General features: G+C 70.5%; 1 protein-coding gene. It reads left to right on the top strand.

Translation table 11 applies throughout. From position 1 onward, the window contains the following. The coding region (locus tag CVH10_RS24640; RefSeq protein ID WP_146143420.1) for a toprim domain-containing protein at window positions 1-234 on the top strand (234 nt) is incomplete at both ends.

Raw genomic sequence — 234 nt, 5'->3', positions numbered from 1 at the left:
GGAGGCGGACTTCCATATGCTGTGGGAGCTCGACGACCGGGGCTCGAAGCGCGTCTCCGACATCGTCAAGGCGCGGAAGGGCGCCGACGGCCTGATCCTGGCGACCGACCCGGATCGCGAGGGCGAGGCGATCTCCTGGCACGTGGTCGAGGCGCTCACCGCGCGGCGCGCCCTCAAGGGCATGCCGGTGGAGCGCGTGACCTTCAACGCGATCACCAAGGCGGCGGTGGAGAC

This window comes from Halomonas sp. ND22Bw, from assembly GCF_003011945.1.
In the GTDB taxonomy this organism is placed as follows: domain Bacteria; phylum Pseudomonadota; class Gammaproteobacteria; order Pseudomonadales; family Halomonadaceae; genus Halomonas; species Halomonas halophila.
This window is presented reverse-complemented; position numbering and strand designations above follow the sequence as displayed.